At 61.9% G+C, this 25,902-nt stretch carries 23 protein-coding genes and 2 pseudogenes; 10 read left to right on the top strand and 15 right to left on the bottom strand.

From position 1 onward, the window contains the following. Positions 1-8: 8 nt before the first annotated feature. The gene (locus tag HMPREF3164_RS06630; RefSeq protein ID WP_371440315.1) at positions 9-2,636 is read right to left on the bottom strand and encodes a DEAD/DEAH box helicase; all 2,628 of its coding nucleotides are present in this window, start codon (positions 2,634-2,636) and stop codon (positions 9-11) included. 60 nt (positions 2,637-2,696) lie between these two features. On the opposite strand from HMPREF3164_RS06630, the gene HMPREF3164_RS10890 reads away from it, so the two are divergent. The 3 genes from HMPREF3164_RS10890 to HMPREF3164_RS06640 are packed head-to-tail and all read left to right on the top strand — an operon-like array spanning position 2,697 to position 4,339. Next, positions 2,697-2,903, top strand: a complete 207-nt coding sequence (locus tag HMPREF3164_RS10890) for a hypothetical protein (RefSeq protein ID WP_246822628.1) — start codon at positions 2,697-2,699, stop codon at positions 2,901-2,903. Positions 2,904-2,921: 18 nt separating this feature from the next. Further along, entirely contained in the window at positions 2,922-3,836 is a 915-nt protein-coding gene (locus HMPREF3164_RS06635) for an oxygen-dependent tRNA uridine(34) hydroxylase TrhO (protein WP_070449788.1), read from the top strand. Next, positions 3,833-4,339, top strand: coding sequence for a GyrI-like domain-containing protein (locus HMPREF3164_RS06640; protein ID WP_070449791.1), 507 nt, complete (start codon positions 3,833-3,835; stop codon positions 4,337-4,339). The genes HMPREF3164_RS06635 and HMPREF3164_RS06640 overlap by 4 nt, the downstream gene beginning before the upstream one ends. A gap of 10 nt (positions 4,340-4,349) precedes the next feature. Here the strand turns inward: HMPREF3164_RS06640 and HMPREF3164_RS06645 are convergent, their stop codons facing one another. After that, positions 4,350-4,814, bottom strand: a complete 465-nt coding sequence (locus HMPREF3164_RS06645; RefSeq protein ID WP_070449799.1) for a pyrimidine dimer DNA glycosylase/endonuclease V — start codon at positions 4,812-4,814, stop codon at positions 4,350-4,352. Positions 4,815-4,975: 161 nt separating this feature from the next. After that, a complete protein-coding gene (locus tag HMPREF3164_RS06650) occupies positions 4,976-6,478 on the bottom strand; it encodes a hypothetical protein (protein ID WP_070449803.1) in 1,503 nt (500 codons plus the stop codon). Between the two features lie 425 nt (positions 6,479-6,903). Here HMPREF3164_RS06650 and HMPREF3164_RS06655 point away from each other — a divergent pair. Continuing rightward, positions 6,904-7,218, top strand: a pseudogene (locus tag HMPREF3164_RS06655) (LLM class flavin-dependent oxidoreductase); the annotation flags it as partial. A 36-nt stretch (positions 7,219-7,254) separates the two neighbouring features. On the opposite strand, the gene HMPREF3164_RS06660 reads toward HMPREF3164_RS06655, so the two are convergent. From HMPREF3164_RS06660 to HMPREF3164_RS06700, 10 genes are all read right to left on the bottom strand, one after another. Further along, positions 7,255-9,159: a heavy metal translocating P-type ATPase gene (locus tag HMPREF3164_RS06660; protein ID WP_048751207.1), complete on the bottom strand. Its 1,905-nt coding sequence runs from the start codon at positions 9,157-9,159 to the stop codon at positions 7,255-7,257. Continuing rightward, positions 9,156-9,524, bottom strand: a complete 369-nt coding sequence (locus HMPREF3164_RS06665) for a Cd(II)/Pb(II)-sensing metalloregulatory transcriptional regulator CmtR (protein ID WP_003780589.1) — start codon at positions 9,522-9,524, stop codon at positions 9,156-9,158. Before HMPREF3164_RS06665 ends, HMPREF3164_RS06660 begins: the two co-directional genes overlap by 4 nt. A gap of 88 nt (positions 9,525-9,612) precedes the next feature. After that, positions 9,613-10,155 (bottom strand): hypothetical protein, encoded by a 543-nt coding sequence (locus HMPREF3164_RS10895; protein ID WP_009397937.1) that lies wholly within the window; start codon positions 10,153-10,155, stop codon positions 9,613-9,615. After that, positions 10,106-11,392: a relaxase/mobilization nuclease domain-containing protein gene (locus HMPREF3164_RS10900; RefSeq protein ID WP_009397940.1), complete on the bottom strand. Its 1,287-nt coding sequence runs from the start codon at positions 11,390-11,392 to the stop codon at positions 10,106-10,108. The genes HMPREF3164_RS10895 and HMPREF3164_RS10900 overlap by 50 nt, the downstream gene beginning before the upstream one ends. Next, positions 11,389-11,979, bottom strand: coding sequence for a hypothetical protein (locus HMPREF3164_RS06675; protein ID WP_048751206.1), 591 nt, complete (start codon positions 11,977-11,979; stop codon positions 11,389-11,391). The genes HMPREF3164_RS10900 and HMPREF3164_RS06675 overlap by 4 nt, the downstream gene beginning before the upstream one ends. Beyond that, entirely contained in the window at positions 11,976-13,397 is a 1,422-nt protein-coding gene (locus HMPREF3164_RS06680; RefSeq protein ID WP_048751205.1) for a Rep family protein, read from the bottom strand. The genes HMPREF3164_RS06675 and HMPREF3164_RS06680 overlap by 4 nt, the downstream gene beginning before the upstream one ends. Continuing rightward, on the bottom strand, positions 13,381-13,740 hold the full coding sequence (locus HMPREF3164_RS06685; protein WP_048751204.1) for a hypothetical protein: 360 nt from the start codon (positions 13,738-13,740) through the stop codon (positions 13,381-13,383). Before HMPREF3164_RS06685 ends, HMPREF3164_RS06680 begins: the two co-directional genes overlap by 17 nt. Next, positions 13,740-13,988, bottom strand: a complete 249-nt coding sequence (locus HMPREF3164_RS06690) for a hypothetical protein (RefSeq protein ID WP_003780556.1) — start codon at positions 13,986-13,988, stop codon at positions 13,740-13,742. Before HMPREF3164_RS06690 ends, HMPREF3164_RS06685 begins: the two co-directional genes overlap by 1 nt. After that, positions 13,988-14,200, bottom strand: coding sequence for a hypothetical protein (locus tag HMPREF3164_RS06695; protein ID WP_003780572.1), 213 nt, complete (start codon positions 14,198-14,200; stop codon positions 13,988-13,990). Before HMPREF3164_RS06695 ends, HMPREF3164_RS06690 begins: the two co-directional genes overlap by 1 nt. 181 nt (positions 14,201-14,381) lie before the next feature. After that, positions 14,382-15,818: a recombinase family protein gene (locus HMPREF3164_RS06700; protein ID WP_048751202.1), complete on the bottom strand. Its 1,437-nt coding sequence runs from the start codon at positions 15,816-15,818 to the stop codon at positions 14,382-14,384. 38 nt (positions 15,819-15,856) lie between these two features. On the opposite strand from HMPREF3164_RS06700, the pseudogene HMPREF3164_RS06705 reads away from it, so the two are divergent. From HMPREF3164_RS06705 to HMPREF3164_RS06725, 5 genes and pseudogenes are all read left to right on the top strand, one after another. Beyond that, positions 15,857-16,627: pseudogene (locus HMPREF3164_RS06705) on the top strand (LLM class flavin-dependent oxidoreductase); the annotation flags it as partial. Positions 16,628-16,704: 77 nt separating this feature from the next. Beyond that, positions 16,705-18,432 (top strand): DUF7059 domain-containing protein, encoded by a 1,728-nt coding sequence (locus HMPREF3164_RS06710; RefSeq protein ID WP_070449806.1) that lies wholly within the window; start codon positions 16,705-16,707, stop codon positions 18,430-18,432. 91 nt (positions 18,433-18,523) lie between these two features. Beyond that, positions 18,524-18,967: a pyridoxamine 5'-phosphate oxidase family protein gene (locus HMPREF3164_RS06715; RefSeq protein ID WP_004005453.1), complete on the top strand. Its 444-nt coding sequence runs from the start codon at positions 18,524-18,526 to the stop codon at positions 18,965-18,967. A gap of 216 nt (positions 18,968-19,183) precedes the next feature. Continuing rightward, positions 19,184-21,985, top strand: a complete 2,802-nt coding sequence (gene topA / locus HMPREF3164_RS06720) for a type I DNA topoisomerase (RefSeq protein ID WP_070449809.1) — start codon at positions 19,184-19,186, stop codon at positions 21,983-21,985. A 450-nt stretch (positions 21,986-22,435) separates the two neighbouring features. Then, positions 22,436-23,407 carry a Ppx/GppA phosphatase family protein gene (locus HMPREF3164_RS06725; protein ID WP_013397744.1) on the top strand — a complete coding sequence of 324 codons (972 nt, stop codon included), beginning with the start codon at positions 22,436-22,438 and terminating at the stop codon, positions 23,405-23,407. Positions 23,408-23,438: 31 nt separating this feature from the next. Here HMPREF3164_RS06725 and rhuM read toward each other — a convergent pair whose 3' ends face one another. Continuing rightward, positions 23,439-24,404, bottom strand: a complete 966-nt coding sequence (gene rhuM / locus HMPREF3164_RS06730; protein ID WP_070449811.1) for a virulence RhuM family protein/type II toxin-antitoxin system death-on-curing family toxin — start codon at positions 24,402-24,404, stop codon at positions 23,439-23,441. A 175-nt stretch (positions 24,405-24,579) separates the two neighbouring features. Between rhuM and HMPREF3164_RS06735 the strand changes: the two genes are divergently transcribed. Next, positions 24,580-25,143, top strand: a complete 564-nt coding sequence (locus HMPREF3164_RS06735; RefSeq protein WP_070449815.1) for an SMI1/KNR4 family protein — start codon at positions 24,580-24,582, stop codon at positions 25,141-25,143. A 212-nt stretch (positions 25,144-25,355) separates the two neighbouring features. Here HMPREF3164_RS06735 and HMPREF3164_RS11200 read toward each other — a convergent pair. Continuing rightward, positions 25,356-25,902 (bottom strand): pentapeptide repeat-containing protein (locus HMPREF3164_RS11200; RefSeq protein WP_210398374.1); only part of this gene is annotated, 547 nt, incomplete at its 5' end.

Raw genomic sequence — 25,902 nt, forward strand, 5'->3', positions numbered from 1 at the left:
CTCTAGCCTTACAGCATGTCCCGTTCTGCGTCATCGAGTGAGTGCAGCATTGCCCGCAGCAGGTTTTGTGCGCCCGCCTTGGAGAGCGGTTCGTTGCGGTTGCCGCATTTGGGGGACTGCACGCAGGAGGGGCAGCCGCTCTCGCATCCGCAGGAATCAATAGCGTCCAGGGTTGCGCCCAGCCAGGTGCGAACCGCCTCAAACCCGCGCTGGGTAAAGCCTGCTCCGCCGGGTGCTGCATCGTATACGAAGATGGTGGGGCGTTCCGTATCGGCGTGGTATAGGGTGGAGAGTCCGCCTAAATCCCAGCGGTCGCAGGTCGCAATCAGCGGTAATAAGCCGATGGCGGCGTGTTCTGCGGCGTGCAGGGTGCCGGGTGCATCCGGCTCAGCCACGCCGGCGGCAAACAGGTAGCTCGGGTCAAAGGTAAACCAGATAGCCTCGGTCATCAGGATACTCGGCGGCATCTCCATCGGCTCATCGCCCAGGTACTCACTGCCGTACACCGAAAACCGTTGAAAGCCCATAACCTGATCGGTCACCTGAACTCGCCCGCGGTGCATCGTCAGACCAGCAGTACCGGGCTGGGCGCCGTCGAACTCGTACCGCACACCCGCCTTTTCCTGCAGAATCTTAACCTCGGTCGCCTCGATCGCCCGCGTGTAATAGTCGGGGTACACTCGCGAGAGCAGAATAACGCGCGCCGCTTCATCCAGGGACTCCACCAAATACTGGGCGTTCTGGTGAATATAGATAGCACCAGGGTGTCCCTGAGTCATTGCCTGCGCCGAATCCATCGTGCCAATCAGCGAACCGTCCTCAGCATCAATCAGTTGATAGGGACCACCGCCGGTGGCACGCAGATCCACCAGATTCGTCGCCGACTCCGCGTGCGTCCAATACCAGCCATCCGCCCGGCGGCGCAGATAATTCTGCTGCACCAACCGGTTAAGCAGAGCCTCAGTATGCTCGCCGAACAGCGAAAGCTCCTCGGCACGCAGCGGCGACTCCGCCGCGGCAGCGCACAAATGTGGCGAAAGCACATACGGGTTCGTCGGGTCGAATACGGTAGCTTCCACGCTCTGCCCGAAAATCGCCTGCGGATGATGTACCAGGTACGTATCCAACGGATCGTCCCCGGCGATAAGCACAGCGAGCGCATCCTGACCCCCGCGACCGGCACGCCCAATCCGCTGAATAAAGGATGCGCGGGTTCCGGGCCAGCCCGTCACGAGCACCGCATCCAGCCCGGAAATATCGATACCCAGCTCAAGCGCAGAGGTACTTGCCAGCCCGAGCAGTTCGCCGGTGCGCAGCCGATGCTCAAGCTCACGGCGTTCCTCGGGCATATACCCCGAACGGTACGCCGCCACCCGATACGCCAGCCCCGCCTCCGTCTCATCAAGGTAGCGCTGCGCTCGCTGAGAGATCAGCTCAGCACCGCGCCGCGACCGGGTGAAGGCAAGCGTGCGGGTGCGCGAAAGTACCAGGTCGGTGAGCATCTGAGCACCCTGTTCAATAGCGGAGATACGCTGCGGCGCCTGCTTTTCCGCCTCGGAACGGGTGTCGAAGGCGCTAGCACCGGCGGCGAGTTTATCGGTCACCTGCGTATCGGGCAGAAACTCCGGTTCCCATAGGATGACGGTGGATTCTCCACGCGGTGCGGTCGATGCGGTAATCGCGTCAACGTTCCCCTCAGGTACGCCAATGAGCTTGGCGAAAGACTCGGCAGGGTTCGCACTCGTGGCAGATGCCCCATAGAATACCGGGCTCACCCGGTAGAGCGCGCAGACTCGGCGCAGGCGGCGCAGCAGATTGGCGATATGCGCGCCGAACACGCCGCGGTAGCTGTGTACTTCGTCAAGCACCACATAGCGCAGCCCGCGCAGGAAGTTCGCCCATTGCCGGTGGTTGCCCAGAATTCCGTAGTTGAGCATATCCGGGGTGGTGAGCACAAAATTAGCGTGTTCGCGCACCCACCGCCGCTCCTGTGCCGGGGTGTCGCCGTCATAGGTGGCGGCGTTGAGCCCGGGAAGGTGGTAGGCGGTGATGGCGTTGAGCTGGTCGGCTGAGAGCGCCCGCGCCGGTGAAATATATAGAACGTTCGCTCTCTGATGAAATCCTGTGGAACCTGCATCTGCTGCCGTGGTGCTGAGCGGTTCACGGCGCGCCCCGCGGTAGAGGGCGTCGAAGGCGGGCATGAGGTAGCTCAGGGATTTTCCGGATGCGGTCCCGGTCGCCACGATCACGTGCCGCGCCGTTGTGTCCGACTCATCGTGCCCCTGCCCGGATGCTCGCCCGAAGGAGAGCCGGTGCGCGTCTTCGGCGAGTGCAGCATCGAAGGCGCAATGCGCTGCCTGTGCCGCCTGCACCTGGTGGGTGTACGGTTCGTGCACGCCCAGCGACTCGAAGGCCTCAATCACGCGCGGGTGCAGCCAGTGCGGCCACGGCGAATACTGCCCTTCACGTGCGGGAATGCGGTGCACATGAGTGATTTGCGGGGGCAGCGAGCCGTCACCGGGAAGTTTGGGCATAAGCCTGCTCAGCTGCTCCCGAAGGTTCTCATCAGGGCGCAGCGAAGGGGAGAATCCGGGGTGCTCATCAGCCGGGGAGCCGGGGGAGGGATCGGGGCGCATCACACCATTGTAAAACCTCGGGTACGGTAAACCGGCGTGGGCAATCGCAGGGCGCCCGGTATGTTCCGCTCGTCCCAGCAGGAAGGTATTCGCTACCAGAAAACGACGAAATCAGTCGGTGCGATGGGGCAGAAAAACGACGAGATGTACCTCATGGTAAAGAAACCACATGCACCCATCATCGCGGGCGCATCCCGCGGGAGAACAAGGATTATCGGCCACGTTACGGGACGAGTTCCGCCGCCACGGCACACACGATGTACCTAGAAAGCGTAAAATAGGAGGGTGGCTCAGAATCGAATTATCTTGTATTACCAGTTTGCCCCCATAACCGACCCCGTGGCGGTCATGCTCTGGCAGCGTGCCCTGTGCGAGAAGCTCGGTTTGCGCGGGCGCATCCTCATTTCCAAACACGGCATTAACGGCACGCTCGGCGGCGAAATCAGCGCGGTCAAGGCGTACACCAAAGAGACCCGCCAGTACCCCGGCTTCAAGAACATGGAATTCAAATGGTCTGAGGGCGGTGCCGAAGATTTTCCCCGTCTGTCGGTCAAAGCACGCGATGAAATCGTGGCGTTCGGCGCTCCCGACGAGCTCAAAGTAGACGAAAACGGCGTGGTCGGCGGCGGCGTGCACCTCAAACCCGAAGAGGTGAACAAACTTGTAGAAGAACGCGGCGATGAAGTCGTCTTCTTCGACGGACGTAACGCATTCGAGGCTAAAATCGGTAAGTTCAAGAACGCTGTGGTGCCCGATGTTCGCACCACCCACGACTTTATTCGCGAGATCGAATCCGGTAAGTATGACGATCTGAAAGATAAGCCCGTCGTCACTTACTGCACCGGCGGCATTCGATGCGAAATCCTCTCCGCCCTCATGAAGAACCGCGGATTTAAAGAGATCTACCAGATCGACGGCGGTATTGTGCGCTACGGCGAAAAATACGGCGATAAGTCCCTGTGGGAGGGCTCGCTCTACGTGTTCGATAAGCGCATGCACATGGAGTTCACCCCGGATACTGTCACAATTGGCCAGTGTGAGCGTTGCTCGGCACCGTCTAATAAATTTGAGAACTGCTCGAATGAGAGCTGCCGCGAACTTGTGCTCCTATGCCCCGAATGCGCCACCGACGATGCGAAACGCCGCTGCGTGCCCGAATGTGCGGTGGACCGCCAGAGCGCCCACGCGAGTATCTCATGAGCGATTCCGTACAGGCGCCCGTGACGGTTTCGCCCGCGCGCATTGAGAAACACGGCTCTTTGCTGGTGGCGGGAGTCTCCCAGGTGTATAAACTGGGGGACGATTTCACGCCGCTGTGGGATGAGCTGAATCAGAAGGCATCCCCGGCGATGCTCGATATTCTGGCGGTCACCCAGTACATTGGCGTGTGCACCCAACCCAGTACCGACGGATTCGTGCGCTACACGGCCGGCATTTTGGTTGATGACCGTGCCTCAGCGCATAAACTTGGGCTGGGTCTGCTGGACCTTCCCGAGAGCACCTACGCGGTGGTTGAGATTACCGGGCCGATTTCGCGGTCTATTCCGGCAGGTTTTGAGAGCTTTGAGCGTGAGTTCTTCCCGTCGCATCCGCAGTACCGCCCGTTAGGCGGCCTGGAGGTGTACGGTCGCGGCGATATGCAGGCGGCAGACTACACGATGGAACTGTGGGTTCCGCTGCTAGAGGTTCCTGCCTCGGCATAAAGCGCTCCGACTAGAACTCCTTAGTCTTCTCCCAAGCCTCTATTTCGCCGGGGACTACCTCGAATACGGGGTGCACCGCGGGCTTACCGGCCTGGGTGAATTTCGCGAGACGCTCGGTAAGAATAGGCACCCAATCGACATCTCGCCCGGCAACTTTGTGTGCCAGAAAGCTCAATTCGTAGGCAAGCTGGCTCTCGGTCACGGCAATAGGCTCCAGGTTCTTACCCCGCTCAGCGGCGATCAGCGAACGGTTGAAGGAGTATCCGCGCAGCTGCGCCTCATCGGCGAGCCCGTGCAGATAAGCCCCAATTGCCTCTACCGGCTGTGAATGCGCACGAAACCGAACGAGCTGCGGATGATTCGTGTACCCGCGGGTGAGCCCGCGCAGCACTTTCTGCGCAAGCAAGCTCTCACGCCAGCACGCGATCAGGGCGCGACGGTCAAGAAGGGACGGGTGGGCAGACCAAATACGCATCCACCCACTATACAGCCGCAGACCTGCGCTCTTAGGTAAAACAGCAGCGGCCCGCCCAAAAATTATTGAGGCAGAATGCACCTATGGGGCGCTCGCATCTGAACAGGATGCGAGCGCCCCACAGTGGTGCAGGTGCCTTGAGGCTACGAGTTCCGCGCTAGCTATGCCCAGTATTCTGGGCTTTCGGGGGAAGGTGGGTCGGGCTGCTTATTCGGATCTGATGGGCAGAAAGAATACGTAATTGTGCCGTCCCTGATTTCTCCCCGCCATTCTGCCCCGCCTTCAGCATTAACATAGGGGTTGAGTACATCGGGAGACACAAAGTTTCCGCCGCCGCCTCCTCCTCCCGAGGCAACGCCCACGAATGCGGCATCATCATACATATACACGGGATTTTCGGATGCGGCAGCCACCGCCGAACCGGATCCGCCTCCACCGTAGCCCGCGCCACCGCCTCCGGAAACAATGTATCCGATACCATTGCGGTCATCGCTTGTGTTGCCTGCAGTATTGAGCGCATACCCGTAGGCAACAACGCCGTCAGCCCCGTTGCCGTTGGGCCCAGAGCCCCCGGATTTGCCTGCGGTATTTCCGGTATGAATCTCTGTTCGTGAGGTTGAGGAAAAGGTCAGCTCTTTATCTCCCGTAATAGTGGCGAGGGCGCCGCCGGAGCCGCCAGCCGTGTTGCTGCCATTCGACCCGGATGGAATCAGAATCTCGGCGTCGTAGTGCTGATAGTAACGTTCCTGCCCCGAGCGCCCCAACCCTTCGGACACAAAGTCAGTGCCTCCGTAGCCTCCCTGACCAATATATAGATCAGAGGTTTTATAGGACTTTGGGTCGTCTGTTATCCAGGTTCCCCCGTAAGAAAGGACGTGTGTGAGCCCGCGTGCGCCCGCGCCACCGCCTCCGGCAACGGCGAGTACGGTTTCTTGGGAAGTTTTCGCATCGACCATAACGATTGCCGAAGAACCACCGCCGGAGCCCGAATAGACTGTAACCTTATTGCTGTGGCTGTTCAGCTTGCCCTGTACATCTGACCCCAGCGCGGTGGGTAGTGCCGCAGACGAACCGCCGTTACCGTACCCTTCGCCGCCTTTGGCGGGGCGGTCATAATATCCGACGCCGCTGGCACCCACATAGAATTTGATGCGCTGCCCGGGTGTTACCTTGACGGTTCCTTGAATATAAGCACCACCGCCTGCGGTTCCGCCGGTTCTGTTATATCCTGTGGCTTCCGAGTACCGTGTCGCCAGGCTACCGCCCGACCCGCCGCGCAGGTAGAAGCGCATATACGAGGCATAATCGGGAACCACAATTTCTTCATAGCCTTTTTCACCGGCTGCACGGCTTTGCGCGGCGGTGCGCACATCCTTGGCAAAAATATCGTAGCTTTTATCGGGGTCTAGGCAGGGGCCGTCGTCGGCAGATGATGATGCGTATGCCGGAATAACGGCGGTGCTCAGCACAAGCGGCGCAGCCCATGCGGTTCCGGTCACCAGGTTTCGGCGAGAGAGGCCTCGTCTCATGAAAATATCCTTGCGTTTGAAGTTGTCGTGAGTGTTTGCCGTGCGCAATAGTCCCAAAAAACCGCGCTGCACCGCCAACTCAAGGCTGGTGGGGCTTCGTAACGCGTGCGTGACGTCATGGTCAGCGAGATCCACTGTGACAGAGCGTTGCCATTATGTCATGACCTGTCTTATATCGAGTATTTCCTAAAATTCAGGTGCATCTTGAAGAGCCGAGCCAGAAAAACAATGTCTGTAGTACCTGCACCTAGAAAATAATGAATCATATGGTTTTTCTGCCGGGGTCTTATACATAAAAGATTTGAACGAGGTATGGATATGCTAAGGGTAGAAGAAATGCACATTCGTTACCTTGAGGTAAGTATTGCGCGTAAAAAAATATAAATGAATCATTACCTAATATGTCGCATGTATTTTATATAGAATAGCTTTCTGACTAGTAATTATATAGGTGGTTTTACTCATATTATTTAAAACTTGTTCTGTAAAGTAAATAATTGTATGCTGAATGCTCATACACGAGGAAATACCCCCTGTAGGGCAATACGAAAGGCATAACAATGAACGCATCAGACACTCAGAAAACCGAACTAGCGGTACAAAATCTTGAACCACAGCCGGGCACAGAGAAAAAACTTGGTTTTCTTTCTTTTGGGCACTGGGCCGAAATTCCCGGTTCGCGCGTGAACAGCGCATCCGAATCTTTGCACCAGGCTATCGATTTGGCGGTAGGCGCCGAAGACATCGGCCTAGACGGTGCTTTCTTCCGCGTGCACCATTTCGATCAGCAGCAGGCAACCCCGTACCCGCTTCTGTCGGCGATCGCCGCGAAGACCAGCCGCATTGAGCTTGGTACCGGCGTGATCGACATGCGCTAGCGCATGTCTGAGTTATGGCGTTGGACGGAACACCTATTGCTTGCGGGCACGCGCAGCCCGCAGTCCGTTGGCGATGACGACGACTTCGGCGACCTCGTGCACGAGGACGACCGCTGCCAGGCCGAGCACGCCGGTGATCGCCAGCGGCAGCAGCACAGTGATGATCGCCAAGGACAGCACGATGTTCTGGTTGATGATCCTGCCGCCGCGGCGGGCGTGGCGCAGAGCCTGCGGGATGAGGCCGAGGTCGTGGCCGGTGAAGGCGACGTCGGCGGACTCGATCGCGGCGTCGGAGCCGGTCGCGCCCATCGCGATGCCCACGGTCGCCCCGGCCAGGGCGGGCGCGTCGTTGATGCCGTCGCCGATCATCGCGGTCGGCGACGTCTCCGAGAACCCGGCGACGATGCGAGCCTTGTCCTCGGGACGCAGCTCGGCGTGCACGTCGCCGATCCCGGCCAGCTTCGCCAGCGCAGCAGCGGTGCGGGAGTTGTCGCCGGTGAGCATGCTCACCTCGACGCCCTGGTCGCGCAGGGTCCGCACGACCTCGGGGACCTCGGGGCGCAGCTCGTCGCGGACGCCGATCGCCCCGGCCAGGAAGCCGTCGACGGTGACGAGCACGCAGGTCTGCCCCTCGGCCTCCAGGTCCTCGACCCGGGCCTTGAGCGGACCGGCGTCGATCCAGCGCGGACTGCCCACCGCCACCCTGCGGCCGTCGACCAGGCCACCGATGCCGTGCCCGGCCTCCTCGGCCACGTCCTGCGCGGCGGGGGTTCCCCGGCCCGCGGCGGCGATGGCGGCGGCGAGTGGGTGCGTCGAGTGCTGCTCCACGGCGGCAGCCCAAGCAAGCACCTGCGCATCGTCGAACCCATGGGCGGCGACGATGGCGGTTACCTCGGGCCGGTTGCGGGTCAGAGTGCCGGTCTTGTCCACGGCCAGGTGCCGGATGCCGCCGAGGCGCTCGAAGGCGGCCCCGCTCTTGATGACGACGCCGAACTTGGTCGCCGCGCCGATCGCGGAGACCACGGTGACGGGCACCGCGATCGCCAGCGCGCAGGGGCTGGCCGCGACGAGGACGACCAGGGCGCGGGTGATCCAGGTCTCCGGGTCGCCGAGCAGGGACCCGAGCACGCCGACGAGGACGGCGAGGACCATCACGCCGGGCACCAGCGGGCGGGCGATCCGGTCAGCGATCCGGGCTCGGTCGCCCTTCTCGGCCTGGGCCTGCTCTACCAGCTCCACGATCGTGGTCAGCGAGTTGTCGGTGCCCGCGGCGGTCGCCTCGACCTCCAGCACGCCGGCGCTGTTGATCGCGCCCGCCGACACCGCTTCTCCGGGCGCGACCTCGACCGGGATCGATTCACCGGTGATCGCCGAAGTGTCCAGGCTCGACCGGCCCGAGCGGACCAGCCCATCGGTCGCGACCCGCTCGCCAGGGCGGACCAGCAGCACGTCGCCGACGGCGATCTCCCTGGCCGGGACCGAGGTGGAGGTCCCGTCGCGCAGCACGGTCGCGGTCTCCGGCACGAGCTTCAGCAGCGCGCGCAGCCCGCCGCGGGCGCGGTCCATCGCCTTGTCCTCCAGGGCCTCGGCGATCGAGTAGAGGAACGCCAGCGCGGCCGCCTCCTCGACGTAGCCGAGGATCACCGCGCCCACGGCGCTGATCGTCATCAGCAGCGCGATCCCGAGCTTGCGCTTCACAACGAGATTCCGGATCGCACCGGGCACGAACGTGTACGCGCCCAGCAGCAGGCCCGCCCAGAACGCGACCAGCGCCGCGATGTGCAGCCCCGACCACTCCAGCGCCAGGCCGGTGCCGAACGCGACGCCGGAGAGGATCGGCACGACCAGGCCGGGATCACGCCACCACGGGCGCTCTGCCTCCTCTGCCTCGTCCGCGGGGCTGGTCGTCGGCTCGTCGCAGCCGCAGGCGGCGCTCACGAGGCGTCCCCCGAACTGCTCGCGGCGCAGCAGCCCGGCACCGAGCAGGCCGGGTCGATGCACGGCGCGCTCTCGTCCACGGCGAGGGTCACATCGACCAGTGCCGTCAGCGCCGCGGCCAGGTGCGGGTCGGCGATCTCGTAGCGAGTCTGGCGGCCCTCGGGCTCGGCGACCACGATCCCGCAGTCGCGCAGGCAGGTCAGGTGGTTGGACACGTTCGAGCGGGTCAGCCCCAGCTCGCGCGAGAGCACCGCGGGGTGGCTCGGGCTGTCGAGCAGGGACATCAGGATGCGGGAGCGCGTCGGGTCGGCCATGGCCCGGCCGAGCCGGTTCATGACGTCAAGACGCGAAGCAATGGTCAGCATGCACTGAACTATACAGCAGCCGCTGACCTAATGTCCAGTTGTCGCGGCTGCCGCACGCGCTGCGCGCGCTTGCCCTCGTGAGGCGTGATCACCTCTTGCGCCAGCGGGGCCACTTCGGCATCCCGCGGCCCTTCCAGGTCTCCACGAGACCCGCAACCCAGCGGACGGACGCGAAGAGCCCGTAGCCGGCCCCGGCGAGGCCAGCGCCGACCACGAGCCACCGGCCGATGCCGAGCCACACGCTCCCGTCCACGTCCAGCGCCCACTGAACACCCGTGATGAGCCCGGCGATGCCCATCCAGAGACCGGCGACGACCACGGCCACCGGCAGGAGAACAAGGCACATCGCGGCGGCGGCGGACCAGAGCTGTCGCGCCTCCAGCTTCGCCGTCGCGGCGATGATCCGCTCCGCCCGCGCGTTCGAGGCGTCGAGGCTCGCGGTCATCGTGGCCGAAGCCTCCCCGGCGACCTGCTCGACAGCCTTCTCGACCCGTTCCTCGGTGCGCTTCTCGATCCGCTGGACCGCGCCGCCGACCTGGCTCACGAGCTTCTGGTTCGCTGTGACCTGCGCCTTCAGACCCTCAATCGCCGAGGCCGTAGCCGCGCGATTCTTCTGCGCCTCCGCGACCAAGCTCCGCGACGCGGCGTTCAAGCTCTCGCCGTTGAGACTCTGCGCGAACTCGCCGAGCGTGCTCGCGATCTCGTTCTGCCTGCTCTCGATACTCGCGATCCTCGCGGACACGTCGCTGGAGGGCGAGGAGGTCGACGCCGGGGCCGTGATCCGCTCCAGCCGCCTCGTCGTCTCCTCGTCCATGACCTTCACGAACCCCGCGAGCTTCTTCTGCTGTTCGGTCAGCGTGGCGATCCTCGTGTTCTGCGCCTCGACGGCGGCGAGGATCGAGGTCAACAGCTCCATCGTCTCCGGACTGCCGAGCTGCTGCTGCGACTGCTCGGGCTCGTTCTGCTGCTTCAGCCTGTCGAGCGCTGCGCTCATGTTCCTTCTCCTTCTGCTGCTGGTGGTAGTCGAAGAACGCCTGCGCGCCCTCCGGGGTGAAGTCCGCCGAGAGGGCGCTCGCGCGCTTGCGGCGCTCGGCGCGGCCGGACTCGCCGCGGCGATCCTCGATGTAGAGCGTCCAGGTCTCTTGCCCGGCGCGCTTGCCCTTCTTGCTGACGGGGCTGTGCAACCGCATCCGCGGCACCCGCTCCCCGTCATCGCCGAGCCGCTGGTTCTGCTCCTCGATCACCGAGACCAGACCGGCCTTGTCCACCGCCCGGGGATCGGCCAGCGCCGCGCTCATCCGGTCGCCCATCTCGCGGTCGAGCGATCCCTCGGCGAAGTCCTCGCGGCGCAGCTCCCAGTCCTTCGGTGCGTGCTCCAGCCGCTTCACGACCGAGAGCCCGTGTTCTCGCATCAGCTGGTCGTTCGCCGACTGGACGCCCCGCTGATTCCCGGCCTTGCGGTCGTGGAACGTGCGATAGTCCGAGAGCGCCTTCCCCGTCCGGTTGTTGTGGTTGATGACCAAGATGTGGTTGTGCGGCTTCTTGCCCCGCCCATCCACATGACTGACTACGAGGCAGTCGGAATCCGGGTGCATCTTCTTCGCGAGCTGATAACCGAGATCGTTCACCCGCTGCACGTCCTCCGGACTCTTCGGGTCGAACTCCTCGTCGCTGAACGACTGGCGGTAATGCACCGCCTCGACCTCGCGCGTCGTGTTCTGCGTGAGCGACCGAGCGCGCGCCGAGAACGCGCCGGGGCCTCCCGGCACATCGCACGTGATCGCGATGCCCCGCTCGTCCTCCTTGCCACGGATATAGCGCTCCGTGTCGGCGGCGCTGGCGCTCGGGCTGTAGTGCGTGGTGCTCATGAGGCCGCCCGATCCCCGAGCAGGGCGCGGACCTCGCGCAGCAACTCGATCAGCTCGGGCACCTCCGCCGACAGCGCCACTGACTCACCAGCCCGCGCCCGGCGGTCGAGGTCGTTGACGTTGATCGCCAGCGGGCGAATCTGCGCGGCCAGCTCGCGAGCATCCGCCGACGCCTGCACCCGCGCCTCGACCCCGAGCAGGTGCGCGGCCACGGCGGCGTCCAACTCCTCGCTCCGAGAGGCGTGGAGGGCATCCCGGACGACGGTCCGCACCCACGTGCTCGGAGCCAGCCCGAGCCGCTTCGCACGAGTGCGAAGCGCCGCGAGCGTCTCCTCTCCGAAGTCGGTATCGAGCTTCGCGCGGTCCCCACGACGACGCTTCGCGCCGCCGTGACTCTGACGCACAGCCTCCGCATCAGCCCGACCGGTGTTCACCTGGGAGTCGGTCTGCTGCTCCACCTGTACGCCAGAGTGGCAAGCAGTAGCCGTGTCGGACATTTCGCTGGCGCTCATGTCCTCCCCGGCTGCTTGCGAGGGGCCTCCGGCCCCCTCGACCCCCTGGAAGAGCGCATCGCGTTCGGTGCTCATGCGGCACCTCCGATCAGCACCAGCGGCACGTCAGGGCTCCGCACCGCGAGCCCGCCCAGCAGCTCAGCAACCGCGCCCTCAGCGTCATGTTCCGCCGAGGTCTCCGGACCGTAGGTCAGTTCCCGCGACCCGACGTTCTGGTGATACGCGTTGCCGTACATGCCGGGCGTGTGTGCGGCGGTCGGGATGCTGCACTGGTGCCACTCGTAGGGCTCGATCTTCCCAATGTGCTGCACGAGGTAACGATTGATGTCGTCGGCACGATAGACCTTCACGACCGAGGCCAAGCGGCGGATGAACTGGTCCAACGCCTCGTCCACGTTGCCCTTCTGGCGGGCGTAGTAGAAGAACTCGACAGGCTCGATCGTCGCCGTGATGACGATAAGGCGCGGGGCCACCTCGCCCTTGTTCTTGTACCGAGCCTTCGCAGGCGAGGCGTTGTACGGATCAAGCAGCAGCAGCCAGTCGTTCGCATCCATCGCCGAGGCCCGCAGATCGTCCAGCAGCAGCACCTCCTCGCCTCGCCAGTCATCAAGCGGGTTCCCCGTCGCGGCCCGGTAGACCTGCCACCGCTCGCCGTGCGCGTTCGCCGCGTTGATCGCCTCGGTGATGAAGTCCGTGGCGAACCGGGTCTTGCCGATCCCGGCATCCCCATGGACGAACACCACGTGCGTCGAGAACTCACCGGCGCGGAGCTTCGCCGCCGCCCGGTATGCGCGGCGCTGGCCGTAGGCCGACAGCGCGTCGTCGATCTCCCGCTGATGCCGCGAGTAGATGTCGAACAGCTCGTCCGTGAGCATGATCTGATCCCGCGTGAACTCGCCCTGGAGCACGCGCTCGCGCATGTCCTCGAAGTTCTCGGCGACGACCTTCTTCTTCACGTGCGCGCGCCCCTTGAGCCAGGTCTCCCGACGCTGGGCGTCGATCCCGAGGTAGTCAGGCCCACGCACCGTAGCGACCTCCGAAGGCGCGTATTGGTGCTTGTCCGCGTACTTCACGTGCGTCAGATACGACAGCATGTTGTCGTAGGCGTACCGCCCGCGGCCCGGCTTCTCGACGTACTGGGGCTCGACGCCGATGCCGAACGCGAGCCGATCCAGCGGTGCGCTCTTCGCACGGCTGGCGAACTTGATGACCGCGTGCAGGTGATCGGGCTTCGGCTCGATCACCAGAGCCTTCTCCGTGTCGCTCCAGACCTCGCGCTCGTCCTTGTCATGCACGATGCCGTAGGCCTCGACGACCTCGCAGCCGGTGGCCTCGAGCCGCTGCACCACGTAGGCGAGGATCGCCTCGGCTCCCTGCTGGAGCAGCGCGGCCCCGTTCGGGTCCTCGGCAGCCCAGGTCCAGTACGACGGATCGAGGTACTGCGTGAGCCCGATGCTCGTCGGGTTGTTCTCCTGCTTAGCCACAGCGACCACCCCCGCCGCGGACAGCGCGGAGGGCCTCAGAGAGAGTGCGGCGCCTAAATGACCCCCTATTGACCCCCAAATGAGACCCAAAATGATCCCACGAGGCCACGCGACGGAGCGCGGGCGGAACCGACCGCTGACCAGACACGTTGTTGCAGGACGCGGCAATCGACAAGCCCTTGCCGCGCCCGTAGGAACGAATGAGGCTCCCGAAACTCTTAGAGTGCGAAGCACGGCTGCGGACCGTCATCACGACGACGGGCAGCCCGCCTTCGGCGGGTGCCAGGCCAGGCCCTCCGGGCGGGGTCAGGTCGGCGGGAGCGGTGCTGAGGTTGCGTGCGTCGGCGCGCATCAGCGACCACCGCCCCGGCCGTAGCGCTTGATGACAGCCTGGTGCGTGACGCCGAGGGCGTCGCCGATCTTCGCCCAGGTCACCCCATCGGCGCGGGCGTCGGCGACGGCGATCTCGACGGACTCCTCCAGCACGGAGCGGAGCACGCCGAGGTCGTAGAGACGTGCCTCGGACTCGGCGAGGGAGGGGTCGCCCTGTCGCCAGCGGAAGCCGTTCACGTGGTCGAAGGCGGCGGAGTTGGCGCTCATCAGTGACCACCGCCCATCACGGCGGCGACCGCGGCGCGCTGTCGCGGGGTCAGGGGCGTGCGAGCCAGGCGTTCACCGGCCAGACGACCAGCAGCACGAGCGGCGGCGATGACGGGATCGAGGCCGTCTGCCTGCGGAGAAGGAGTGGAGCCCTGATCGAGGCCAGGGCGGTCGAGCGCGGATGCGCGGGGAACGTCGATAACGACAGACATCGGAAGTCCTCAGACATGAGTATCTTCCGGTTCCCCGCCACGGTAATTGGGCTGTTTGACCGGCTACTCATCCGGGAGCAGAACCCCGCGCTTCTAAGTCGCGGCCCCGGTGGGATCTTCTTGTCTGCAACCATTCTCCCACGAGTCGACTCACCATTGCAATGACGAGTCGACTCATGAGTCAGTCGCGACGCGGCTCTATCCGAATCAGGTCGGGGTCGAATTTCACGTGACCGGGCGTGATGGGCTCGATGGTCACCGTCACCAGCTCGTCCACGAGCATCCGGCGGCGGTCCACGTCCAACACCTTCCACTTCGCCTCGACCACCTCGCGGCGCTCCGCGGTGCCGACCGGCTCCTCGACGTCCACGAGCAGCTTCGCCGCCGCCGACACCGAACGGTCGAGCAGCTCCGCGTCGATCTCGTCGATGCGGGCCTTCACGTCGTTGATCGCTGCCGTTATCTCCAGGACCGGCTGATGGATGTCGCGCAGCAGCGGGCTCAGCTCCTTCACCCGATCGACCAGGGCGTTCCGCTCCGTCAGCAGCTCCTCGCGATCCGGCCCATCGTCCTCCTGTGGCATCACGAGGTCGTGCACGTCCACCGAGGACAGACGCGTGAGCACCGCCTCGGTGACCATCGCATCGACGGGCTCGCGCTGGCGGGTGAGATGGAACTGCTCGCCGCAGCGGTACGTCGGCTGCTTGCGGCTGTTCGTCCCCGAGACGAGCGTCGCGCCGCACTTCCCGCACAGCCCGATCGTGGACAGGAGATACTTCGGCTGGTTCCCCTGCCTCGCCGACCTCCGCACGTTGTCCTCCAGCTTCGCCACCGCGGCCCGCCACGTCTGCTCGCCGACGATGGGCGGGAACGCCTCGCCCTGAACCGGGTACAGCTCGCCCGACGCGTAGTGCTTGATGTAGCCACAGTAAAGCGGGTTCGCGAGCAGGTAGCGCACAGCATCGACGGAGAACTCCGACCCACGCGCGGTGAAGTGACCGGCGCTGTTCAGGTCCTCGCGGATTCGCCGGATCGACAGGGACGGCTCGCCGAGGAACGCATCGAAGGCCCGCCGTACGGCGGCGGCCTCCTCCTCGATCAACTCGCCGTCCCTCGTCCAGCCGAACGCCTTCCAGGCGGACGTGGGGATGCCCTCGGCGCGTCGGCGCTCGTTCGACCTGATTTGTCGCTCGGCCTTGCGTCGTGCCTCGAACCGGGCGAGAGCGGCGAGCATCGTCGCCCGGAACTCCCCGTCCGCCGTCGAGAGGTCGATCTCGCCGTCAACGGTGACGACACGCAGGCCGAGATCGATCAGTGTGTTCAGGTCCTTCGTGCTACGCAGGAGCCGGTCCATGTCCACGGCGACCACCATCGAGAACTTGCCCGCACGGGCGTCCTCCAGCATCTCGGCCCACCGAGTGCCAGCACGGCGCTTCTTCGTCGCGGACACCGCGTTGTCGTCGTAGACCTCGACGACCTTCCAGTCCTTGGCCTCGGCCAGCGCCCTGATCTTTCTCAGCTGGGTCTCGACGGTCCATCGGTCGCCCTTGCGGTCCATCGAGGCGCGGACGTACGCCGCAACCTCGTTCGTCTTCCTCAGCGATACCAGTTCGACCATGCAACCAAGCTTACGTGAACGGGTGTTGCAACCGCTACATGCGCTACGAGAACCCGCTGTATATGGCCGAACTCGCCGCGATGGCCGACCTGATTTCTGCCGGGCGCCTGCAGCTGGGTGTCTCACGCGGCTCGCCCGAATCCGTTATCCGCGGTTTCGAGAGCTTCGGTTATTTCCCCGCCGAGGGTGAAGATGAGAGTGCGATGGCACGTCGTCACCTCGACATCTTCATGAAGGCAATCCAAGGCGAAGGCATGGCACCCTCCGCGCGGGTGCAGGGCAAGTACGCCCCCGTGCAGCCGCAGTCGCCCGGCCTGAGCGAGCGCATCTGGTGGGGCGCGGGAACTGACAGCACCGCCGTATGGACCGCACAGCAGGGGCTAAATCTCATGTCTTCAACGCTGATGCTCGAAGATAAAGGTGTGCCTTTCGATCAGCAGCAGGCGGAGCAGATTCGCCTCTACCGCGAGGAATGGGCCAAGGCAGGGTATACCCGCGTGCCGCGTGTTTCGGTCTCGCGTTCGGTTATCCCCATTATTGATGCCGATTCGGCGCGTTATTTTGGCCGCCGCGCGCAGGAAGATTCGCAGGATTACACCGGTATTATCGACAACACCTTCTCGCGGTTTGGGCGCAGCTATATTGGCGAACCCGATCTGATTGCCGAAGAACTCGCCCGTGATGCTGCCGTTCAGGCGGCAGATACCGTGCTGCTGACCGTGCCGAACCAGTTGGGTGTGGACTTTAACTTGCGCATGCTCGAATCCATTGTGAAGGACATCAAACCCGCGCTGACGGTAAAGGCATAGCGGAGTTCCGTTCCCGCAAAATCGGGTGGGAACACCTGCTCGCGGCGTTAAGAAACGGGGCGCTTAGAATGGGGAGTATGGCTGATGAACTGTACTCCCGCATCCCCGACACCCCCATAAGCGACGATACCGCCCGGCTTGAGCGAATCCGGGGTGCCCTTGAGAGGCTTAACTACAGCTACGACGGGGTGCGTGACCTGCTGGGGGAGCGCGCTTTTGAGGCAATGGCGCGCGACCAGGTTGTGCCCGGCACCTGGCGGGTACAGAACATCCTTGATGATGCACACACCACCGACCCCGACCGCCGCCTGGCGCGCATGATCGGGTTTTTCCTGTTCGCACGCACCCTAACCCGCGCGGAACTTGCCGATGCGCTCGGCGGCGAACCCGCGCTGAATGACCTTATTGCGGCAAACCTCGTGGAACCGGCGGAGTCAGAAAATACCCACACCCCAGAGAACCCCGGCGAAGAACCGCAGTACCACGCCGTGTTTGACCTGCGACCGCATTCGGCTGATGACGGCACCGAGCTGTGGGTGGCCTCTGATTTGGGGGCGCATCAGCGACCCGGGGTGCTGCGCAAAGATCACGTGCTGGGTATTGGGCAGGCATCCCTAACTCTGGCGCAGATTACCGAGCGCACCCCTGTGGCGCGTGCCCTTGACGTGGGGACCGGCTGCGGTATTCAGACCTTCCACCTGCTCGCCCACGCAGACCACGTAACGGCCACCGATATTTCGTCGCGCGCCCTCGCCTTCGCCCGTTTTAACCTGCTGTTGAACGCCGGTGCCCTGAAACTCGATCCGCAGAACCTTGAAGCCCGCGTCAGCCTTCGACAAGGCTCTTTGCTGGAACCCGTGGCGGGGGAGCAGTTCGACCTTGTGGTCTCAAACCCGCCGTTCGTCATTACCCCGCGCCGCGCAGACGAAAGCAGTAACGACCAGTTTACGTACCGTGACGGCGGGCTGCCCGGTGATGATATTGTCAGCACGCTTATTCGGCGCATCCCCGAGGTTCTGGTGCCCGGCGGACGTGCCCAGATGCTCGGCAACTGGGAAATTCACCGCGACAACACCGGCGAGGCGCAGCCCTGGGATGCTCGCCTGCGCACCTGGTTCGCCGAATCAGCCACCGGCACCCCGAGCGAGGCGTGGGTAATTCAGCGCGAAGTGCTCACCCCCGAATCCTATGCGGAAACCTGGCTCAAAGACGCGAGCGAAAACCGCGACCGCGATCACTACGAGAACACCTACCGAGCCTATCTCGACGACTTTAAAAACCGGAACGTTCATTCTATTGGGTTCGGGATGCTCTGGCTCCGCCGCCCGGCGCACACCACCGAAACCGCACCCCTAAACCGGTTCGAAGACATCACCTACCCCATAGCCCAGCCCATCGCGCAAAGCATCACCGAAACCGTGGCACGCTTCGACCGCCTTACCGCCCTGACCGATCAGGCGCTCGCCGAAGCCCACCTCGTTCTCGCCGAAGACGTGACCGAAGAACGTCACGGCCGCCCCGGCGCCGAGCATCCGAACGTAATTCTGCTGCGCGCCGGATCCGGGCTGTGCCGCACAATTATGCTCTCAACCGAAACCGCCGGATTCGTCTCCGCATGCGACGGTGAGCTGAGCATCGGGCAGATTTTAGGTGCGCTCGCCGTGCTTCTCGGCTGGGAAGACTACACGCCGGATGCTCGCGCCGCCTTCGGCACCGAGAATGAGCATCCGCGTGACACCCTGCTGGTCGCTATTCGAGAACTCATCGAAAAAAGTTTTCTGCACTTTGCAGACGAAAACAGCTAACCCCCGGCACCCCAGCCCGACTCCGCAAAACACGCCTTTGCCGCGCCGAACATCACAAATTTCGGCACGAAGAAACCCCTACACTAAAAGAATGACTATGCAAGACACCCCAGACACCACCAAGAAAATGAGCGCCGAAGACTGCTGGGCGCGCCTGCAGGCCAACAATCTAGGGCGACTCGTGCTCACCGACGGCAACTTCGTAGACGTGCTGCCGGTCCTCTACGGGGTAGCCGACCACGAAATCTACCTGCGCACCACCCGCGGCGACCGTTTCTCCGCCGTGGTCATGAGCCGCCGCGTCTCCTTTGAAATCGACGAGGAATTAGAGAACGGCATCCGCTCCGTGATCGTGCAGGGCGTGGCGCACTGGCTGCCGCCCGAAATGACCCCGCCGCTCGTGCACACTTTCGGCCTGCGCCACTACGAAAGCGGGCACCTCATGCAGTGGGTGCGCATTGTGCCGCGCAAAGTGTACGGCCGGGAATACCCGCTTCTTCCTGCCCAGGGCGAAGGGTATTTTCCGTACAACTAATTTCGCCCGCCAGCTCGCCTAAGGCCCATATCTACGGTTGCCAACTCGATACAGACGTGCATAATAACTGGTATCGTTGCATCCACACCCTTAATCCAAACACAAGCTGTAAAACGTGATAAGACACATGCGTGATAAGCGCACCTAATAGGCGTAACTGCCAGAATGTGCGCTATTGTTGTATCGCATCTACACCATACAAATATGAGGAGAGCCGTGCCCACCAAGGCAAAGAACGGAAAAGCGCTGCTGATCGTTGAGTCACCATCGAAGGTGAAGACTATCAGCGGTTATTTAGGAAACGAATTTCTGGTGGATTCGTCCATGGGACATATTCGTGACCTGCCGCAGCCTTCCGAACTGCCCGAAAACCTGAAAAAGGGCCCGGTCGGCAAGTTCGCGGTCAATATCGACGACGATTTTGACCCCTACTATGTGGTTAACCCCGACAAAAAGAAAAAAGTCGCCGAACTCAAACGCAAACTCAAAGATGTTGATGCCCTCTACCTCGCAACCGATGGTGACCGCGAAGGTGAAGCGATCGCTTGGCACCTCAAAGAGGTTCTGAAACCCAAGGTTCCCGTCTACCGCATGACCTTCCCCGAAATCACCCGCGAAGCCATTGAACGCGCCTTCGGGGAACTGCGCGATATTGACCTGCACCTGGTTGATGCTCAAGAAACCCGCCGTATTCTTGACCGTATCTACGGTTACGAAATCTCACCCGTGCTCTGGCGCAAGGTTGGTCGCGGGCTATCCGCGGGTCGCGTGCAGTCCGTGGCAACACGCCTCGTTGTTGAGCGTGAACGCGAACGCATGGCCTTCGTCGCCGCCAACTACTGGGATCTAACCGGGCATTTCATCACCACCAGCAGCGAAGGATTTGATGCCAAACTCGTGGCGGTCGACGGCACCCGAGTTGCCACCGGCAAAGACTTCGCCGACGACGGCACTCTCACCTCTACCAAGGTCACCCACCTCTCAGAGGCGGATGCGCGTACCCTAGCCGAAGCCCTCACCGCCGCTCCCTTCTCGGTGCGCTCGGTCGAAACCAAGCCCTATAAACGCCGCCCCGCAGCGCCGTTCACCACCTCAACCCTGCAGCAGGAGGCGGCGCGCAAGCTGCGTTTCTCATCGCGCGTGACCATGCAGGTTGCCCAGCGCCTCTACGAGAGCGGCTACATCACCTATATGCGTACCGACTCGGTGGCACTCTCAGACCAGGCCGTGAAGGCGGCACGCCGCCAAGCCTCCGAACTCTACGGCACCGAATACGTGCCCTCCGCGCCGCGCACCTACGCCTCCAAGAGCAAAAACGCGCAGGAAGCGCACGAAGCAATCCGCCCCGCGGGCGACACGTTCCGCACCCCCGACGCCGTGCGCGGCACGCTCTCCAACGACGAATACCGGCTGTACGAGCTGATCTGGAAGCGTACCATCGCCTCGCAGATGGCAGACGCCACCGGTTCGACCGCATCCGTGCGGCTAGGGGCAACCGCATCCAACGGGCGCGATGCCGAGTTTGCAGCATCCGGCACTGTCATCACCTTCCGCGGCTTCCTCGCCGCCTATGAGGAAGGCGTAGACGCAACCCGCCTGGCAGAACGCGACGCCAAGAACGCTGAGAAACGCCTGCCCGCGCTCGCGCAGGGCGACTCGCTCACCGCCGAAAAACTTGAAGCCGCCGGGCATGAGACCCTGCCCCCGCCACGCTACACTGAGGCTTCGCTCGTGAAAACTCTTGACGAGCTGGGCATTGGGCGCCCTTCCACCTACGCCGCCGTGATTTCAACGATTATGGATCGCGGCTATGTGCAGGTGCGTTCCGGTTCGCTCGTGCCTTCGTGGACTGCATTCTCGGTGGTGCGCCTGCTCGAAACCAGCTTCGGCCCCTACGTGAACTACGAGTTCACCGCGCAGATGGAAGAAGACCTTGACCGCATTGCCCGCGGCGAAGAATCGCGCGTGGAGTGGCTGGGCGACTTCTACTTCGGCGGCGGGGTGCAGAAGAAACGCGGGCTCAAGCCGATCGTGGATAATCTGGGCGATATTGATGCCCGCGATATTAACTCGATCCGCATTGCTGACGGCATTGTGCTGCGCGTGGGCAAATTCGGCCCCTACCTTGAGGCTGAAGGCACCGTCAATACCGAAACCGGCGAAGTCTCTGACCCCGTGCGCGCCAACGTTCCCACCGATTTGGCGCCCGACGAGCTGACCGCTGAGAAGGCGAAAGAGCTGCTTGAGCAGGGCAAATCCGATGGGCGCGTGCTCGGCACTGATCCCGCCTCTGGGAACCAGATTATCGCCCGCGACGGGCGCTACGGCCCCTATGTCACCGAAGTTATCGAAGAGATGACGGAGGAGCAGATTCAGGCGTACCTGGATGCGCAGCCCACCGAATACTACAAGAACGGCAAACCCAAGCCGAAGAAGAAGCCCAAGCCCGCTAAGCCGCGCACCGCATCGCTCTTCAAATCTATGGATTTGGCGACCGTAACCCTAGAGGATGCGCTCAAGCTCTTGAGCCTGCCGCGCGTGCTCGGTACCGATGCTGAAGGCAACGAAATCACCGTGCAGAACGGGCGGTTCGGCCCGTACCTGAAGAAGGGCACCGACTCGCGATCGATTGGGTCTGAGGAAGAAATCTTCACGATCACCCTTGAACAGGCGCTCGACATCTATGCGCAGCCTAAACAGCGCGGACGCGCCGCCGCTAAGCCCCCGCTCGCTGAGCTTGGTGTAGACCCGAACAGCGAAAAGAATATCGTGGTCAAAGACGGGCGGTTCGGACCGTACATTACCGACGGCGTTACCAACATTACGGTGCCGCGTTCGGAAACCATCGAATCGCTCACCCATGAGCGCGCCGTCGAACTGCTCGCCGAAAAGCGCGCCAAGGGGCCTGCGAAGCGTAAGACTGCGGCGAAGAAGACGACCGCTAAGAAGAGCACCGCGAAGAAAACAACCGCTAAAAAGTCCACTACTGCAAAGAAGACTGCGGCTAAGAAGGACTAGTCCTTTCTTCTTCCCAACAATACGGATGCGTTGCTCACGAAAGCGTGGGCTACGTATCCGTATTGTTGCGCTTGGCATGATTTACATGGATGCGCGACTTGCGCTCGCTTTACAAGGCGACCAGTCACGACGGCTCCGCTTCGCTTTGCCGTGCGCGACAGCCTTAGGCGCTCGCTGCTAGTCGCGCATCCTGAAGCCGTTCGCCAGAGCCTCCGCATCCCTTGGTTACACGGTTTCGTCCCGTTTTCTCTAAAAACCCGACGTAAAATCTCGCGGGCATGAGCCCGTGAGATTTTTTCGTGTGCTCGCGCTCCCTAGCCTGTGCGTCCATGTGTGACGGGCGAACTCGTGCATACCCGGCGGTGGATTGCGCGCATCATGCGGCGACTTATGCCACACTTAATGAAGTTGTACGTTATCCTGGCGGTGGCTGGGGGATAGGAGCGCGCCGTGCGCCTCGGTGTTCTTGATGTTGGCTCAAATACTGTTCACCTGCTGTTGCTTGACGGACACCCGGGCGCTCGCCCTGAGCCGTACGCTTCGCATAAGATTCCGCTGCAGTTGGTGCAGTATTTGACACCGTCGGGTGATATCTCTGATGAAGGCCGCGCCGCGCTGACCGAGTTCGTGAAGTCTGCGCGCGATTTCGCCATTGAGAATAATGCCGAAGATCTGCTCGCCTTTGCGACTTCTGCTATTCGCGAGGCCGGTAATGGTGCCGAGGTTTTGCAGCATGTGCGGTTGAAGACTGGCGTGAGTTTGAGCGAGATTTCGGGCGATCAAGAGGCCGCTATCACCTATTTCGCGGTGCGTCGTTGGCAGGGGTGGGGTGCGGGGCGCATCCTGAATTTTGATATTGGGGGTGGGTCTTTCGAGTTCTCTACGGGCACGGATGCCCTGCCGGATGCGGCAATGTCGGTGCCGCTGGGTGCCGGTCGCCTGACCCGCGAGTTCTTTGATGAACAGCCGCCTTCGCCGAAGCAGACGAAACGGCTGCGCAGGTATGTGCGCGAGCAGATTGAGCCGGTGGCGCAGCGGTTGCTGGCATTTGGCGAGCCGAATATGGTGGTGGGCACCTCGAAGACGTTCCGATCGCTGGCGCGTATTTGCGGGGCGGCACCGTATTCTGCGGGGCCGCATGTGAAGCGTGAGATGCATGTGACGGATTTGCGCCTGTGGACTCGCCGCATGGAGGCTATGGCTCCCGCCGAGCGCGCTGACCTGCCCGGTGTTTCCCGGATGCGCGCCGATCAGGTTCTCGCCGGTGCAATGGCGGCTGAGGCCGCGATGGAAACCTTCGGTATCGAAACAATGCGTGTTTCTCCCTGGGCTCTGCGCGAAGGTTTGATCTTGAGGCGCCTGGAACATCTGGCGGAAGGTACGAGCACCCCGCTGGATCCGAAGACCCTGGTGGGGGAGTAGAGACGCACTTAGCGGGTCAGGGAAGCAGAGGCTAATGTGCAACCGGGCTAATGAGCCGTTCCACAAGGGCTACCATCAGGTCCTTTTCTTTCGGGCTGCTCATGGCGACCATTAGGGTCATCGCCGCTAGGGCGTTGTTTGAGACGAGCGGTGTGCCATCCGCCGAAAACAGCAGGTTATTCTGGGCCAGAAACTCAATGAACAGGGCCGCGGCGCTGCGTTTATTCCCATCAACCAGCGGGTGGTCTTTGACCATGAGGTACAGTAAGTTCGCTGCTTTCTGCTCGGTGGTTGGGTAGAGGTCTTCGCCCGCGAAGCTCTGGTAGATGGTTGCGACAACCGATTTGAGTTTATCCCCGTTTTCGATCCCGAAAAGCCTATCTTGCGGGAATTCGCTGCGGGCGCGGGCAATAATTGCCTGCGCATCGGCATGAGTGAGCTGCCATACCGGCGCATTCCCGGTGGATTCACTGGCAGAGAGCGTGCCTTCGTCGTAGTCGCGCAGGGTTTGCAGGCTCGGTAGATAGGCTGCGAGTACTTCCCCAGTACCGGCCACGAGATGATTATCTGCCCGCGCCATGACCTCTACAATCTGCCCAAGCTGCTCAAGCCGCTGCTGGTTAATGCTGTACCCCTGCATCAGGTATTCGCGCAGGCGCTTGGTGGCCCAGATACGGAACTGCGTGGCCGTGGCTGATTTGACGCGGTAGCCCACAGAGATAATGGCATCAAGGTTGTAGTGCTCAACACTTCGCGTTACATTGCGCGTACCTTCGTGTCGAACTATCCGGAATTTCCGGATAGTTGCCTCTTTCACCAGCTCACCGCTAGAAAATACGTTGGACAGGTGCTCGCTGATGGTACGCACATCTACATCGAATAGCTCGGCCATCTGCCGTTGGCTCAACCACACCGTCTCGCCTTCTAGACGAACATCAACGGCGGGTTGATCGGCATGTGGTTGGTAGATAATGATGGAGTTATTAATTTCGTTCATGTGACAAGAGTTACGGTGGATATGTGTTTCTATTATGGCATGAATTCAGCCGGAATTAATGGGCGTAGCCCACCCGCAAGTTTTAGGACCGCTGGGAGAGAAACAGCGTGCAGTAACTTGTACAAAGGCTCGCGCTAACCCTGTGAAACCGAAGAACCTATTTTGAGGAGTTTTTGTGCCTATCTATACACCTGAAGAATACCCTGCTGTGATCGAGCGTATTAAGGCTAAAGTCGCTCAGAAGAATATCAGCATGGGGCCTACCGTTTCGGAGGCAGACATTATTGCTTTTGAGCGTGCCTGCAATACCCGCTTGCCGCAGGCGTACCGGCTGTTTCTGCTGGAGGTTGGTGACGGCTGGAACGACCCGGAGACGGAGAGCATCAGCGCCAGTCCCATTCACCGGCTTGCAGAGATTGAGCACAAAGACCTTTCCCTCCCCATGACGCTCACGGACGGCTGGGTTTGGGAGGATGAGGAGGACGAAGAGCAGCTTAGCGACGAGTCCTTTGAGCGTAAGCTGGGGAACCAGGGTGTTGAGCTCATGGATGAGGGGTGCGGCATGACCTATGAGCTGATTACCGCTGGGCCGTGCGCCGGTGAGGTGTGGAGCTTCTCGGATGTTGGCGTTAGCCCCTGCTGTGAGCGCCAGGACTTCCTGGGCTGGTTTGAGCTCTGGCTGGATAGCGACGGCGACCCCGACTATTTCAAGGATTATGTCTACGAAGAAGACGAATAGTATATGCCGCAGGGGTTTATCGGGTTTGTGGGAGGGTCTGGTTTTGATGCGGCTGGAAGGTACGAGTACCTTGCTGAGCCGAAAAATCCTGGTAGGGGAGTAAGGACGAGCGGCTACATAAACCGCCGGTACTTTCGTGTACTAGGGGAGAGCCGTAGAGTTTTGGGGGACAGCTATCAAAGAATAGCTGTCCCCAAAACTCTACAGATTGATTAGCTCTCCGTATCTTCTGCTGCTACGTCTTCCACTTTTACTGTGGTGGCTTTCTTGCGCCATTCATGGAGCTCTTCGTAAAGAGACCGCAGCCTGTCTGAAATTCTAGCTTTCTCTTTGTTGTCTTTTGCCTCAAGAAATTTATTATTTATTTTTTCTATTTCTTGGAAAATATCTGCAAGGTATTCCTTCTGCTCTGTGGTGAGAAAATTACAACCAAGAGGTAAGCCTTCGGAATTTAGGTCAATAGGATAACCTTCGCTGGTATCCACCGTGAAATCATTATTAGATGAGCCAAAAAGCGTGTTTGTGTGGTTTGTCTCGTCATAAAACTGAGGGGCGCGATCTAGGAAGCGAGAAGATCTGTTATTATTTCCATCTTTACCAAAATAAGCTTCCTGGTAAAAAATAGACCTGCTAAAGGCAGCCCGATTTTTGTAGGTAGGGTTACGGAGGTAGGTGGAGCTGCTGAAGTCGGCCTCGCCTTGGTAGGTGGAGTGGCTGAAGTCAGCATCGCCTTGGTAGGTGGAGTGGCTGAAGTCAGCC

This window comes from Rothia sp. HMSC08A08 (assembly GCF_001808385.1).
Classification (GTDB): domain Bacteria; phylum Actinomycetota; class Actinomycetes; order Actinomycetales; family Micrococcaceae; genus Rothia; species Rothia dentocariosa.

Excerpts from the sequence above, each read along its gene's own strand:
- HMPREF3164_RS06695 (WP_003780572.1), bottom strand. The coding sequence starts at position 14,200 with ATGTCTGTCGTTATCGACGTTCCCCGCGCATCCGCGCTCGACCGCCCT.
- HMPREF3164_RS06690 (WP_003780556.1), bottom strand. The coding sequence starts at position 13,988 with ATGAGCGCCAACTCCGCCGCCTTCGACCACGTGAACGGCTTCCGCTGG.
- rhuM (WP_070449811.1), bottom strand. The coding sequence starts at position 24,404 with ATGAACGAAATTAATAACTCCATCATTATCTACCAACCACATGCCGAT.
- HMPREF3164_RS06640 (WP_070449791.1), top strand. The coding sequence starts at position 3,833 with ATGAGCGATTCCGTACAGGCGCCCGTGACGGTTTCGCCCGCGCGCATT.
- HMPREF3164_RS06665 (WP_003780589.1), bottom strand. The coding sequence starts at position 9,524 with ATGCTGACCATTGCTTCGCGTCTTGACGTCATGAACCGGCTCGGCCGG.
- HMPREF3164_RS10900 (WP_009397940.1), bottom strand. The coding sequence starts at position 11,392 with ATGAGCACCACGCACTACAGCCCGAGCGCCAGCGCCGCCGACACGGAG.
- HMPREF3164_RS06630 (WP_371440315.1), bottom strand. The coding sequence starts at position 2,636 with ATGCGCCCCGATCCCTCCCCCGGCTCCCCGGCTGATGAGCACCCCGGA.
- HMPREF3164_RS06715 (WP_004005453.1), top strand. The coding sequence starts at position 18,524 with ATGACTATGCAAGACACCCCAGACACCACCAAGAAAATGAGCGCCGAA.
- HMPREF3164_RS06675 (WP_048751206.1), bottom strand. The coding sequence starts at position 11,979 with ATGAGCACCGAACGCGATGCGCTCTTCCAGGGGGTCGAGGGGGCCGGA.
- HMPREF3164_RS06710 (WP_070449806.1), top strand. The coding sequence starts at position 16,705 with ATGGCTGATGAACTGTACTCCCGCATCCCCGACACCCCCATAAGCGAC.
- HMPREF3164_RS06645 (WP_070449799.1), bottom strand. The coding sequence starts at position 4,814 with ATGCGTATTTGGTCTGCCCACCCGTCCCTTCTTGACCGTCGCGCCCTG.
- HMPREF3164_RS10890 (WP_246822628.1), top strand. The coding sequence starts at position 2,697 with ATGTTCCGCTCGTCCCAGCAGGAAGGTATTCGCTACCAGAAAACGACG.
- HMPREF3164_RS06700 (WP_048751202.1), bottom strand. The coding sequence starts at position 15,818 with ATGGTCGAACTGGTATCGCTGAGGAAGACGAACGAGGTTGCGGCGTAC.
- HMPREF3164_RS06685 (WP_048751204.1), bottom strand. The coding sequence starts at position 13,740 with ATGCGCGCCGACGCACGCAACCTCAGCACCGCTCCCGCCGACCTGACC.